Below are 854 nucleotides of genomic sequence, written 5' to 3'. Positions count from 1 at the left end.
TAGGGTCTGGACTCAATCAAGCCCAATAAGTGATGGCGGAGACGAGGCAGACGGCGGCGAGGAAGTTGCGAGCGGTCTTGTCGTATCGTGTTGCGATGCCGCGGAAATCCTTGATGCGGCAGAAGGTCCGCTCGATGACGTTGCGCAGCTTGTAGCGCTCGGCGTCGTGCGGGATGGCAACCTTGCGTGACGAGGTGCTGGGGATGACCGCGGCGGTCCCGCGCTCGGCGAGATAGCGTCGTAGGTGGTTGGCGTCGTAGCCTTTGTCGCCGACGAGTTCGCCGGGCGGTGTCACGGCCGAAACCAGCGTGGCGGCGGCGGTGATGTCAGCGACGTTGCCGCCGGTCAGCAGGATCGCGTGCGGACGGCCTTGCTCGTCGCAGAGTGCGTGGATCTTAGTGGTGCGCCCGCCCCGCGAACGGCCGATCGCTTGGCGGCAGGCATCGCCTTCGCCCCCTTTTTCGCGCCAGCCGCCGAGCGGTGCGCCTTCACAGCGGAACTGTCGATCAGCGTGACCTGCGGCGGGTCGGCGCAGGCGACAAGGGCGGCAAAGATGCGAGGCCAGATGCCGCGCTGGCTCCAGCGGTTCCAGCGGTTGAAGACCGTCGTGTACGGCCCGTATTCCGGCGGCAGGGCGCGCCATCGGCAGCCTTCGCGGAAGCGGTGCACGATGCCGCTGATCACCCGACGGTCGTCCACGCGCCGCGGCCCCGTATGTACCATCGGCAGATGTGGCTCGATCGCCGCCCACTGCACGTCGCTCAGCCAGAATAGGCGCGACACCGTTCATCCCCCGCCGTTTGGCAGGGTGAATCATTGCGCCGCACCTACGTCAATTGGGTACAGACCCTAGG

Annotated in this window: 1 protein-coding gene; it reads right to left on the bottom strand. The window is 66.6% G+C overall.

The window, feature by feature from the left end; genetic code table 11:
- Positions 1 to 16: 16 nt before the first annotated feature.
- Positions 17 to 723, bottom strand: a protein-coding gene (locus tag ACI6QG_RS19600; RefSeq protein ID WP_407026261.1) for an IS5 family transposase whose coding sequence is annotated in 2 segments (ribosomal slippage) — positions 17 to 460 and positions 463 to 723 — 705 coding nt in all. Because the reading frame shifts where the segments join, the coding sequence is not laid out codon by codon here.
- Positions 724 to 854 lie beyond the last annotated feature (131 nt).

The organism is Sabulicella flocculans (assembly GCF_045449635.1).
GTDB lineage: Bacteria > Pseudomonadota > Alphaproteobacteria > Acetobacterales > Acetobacteraceae > Roseococcus.
The sequence above is the reverse complement of the archived record's forward strand: the minus strand, read 5'-3'. Positions and strand labels throughout refer to the sequence as shown.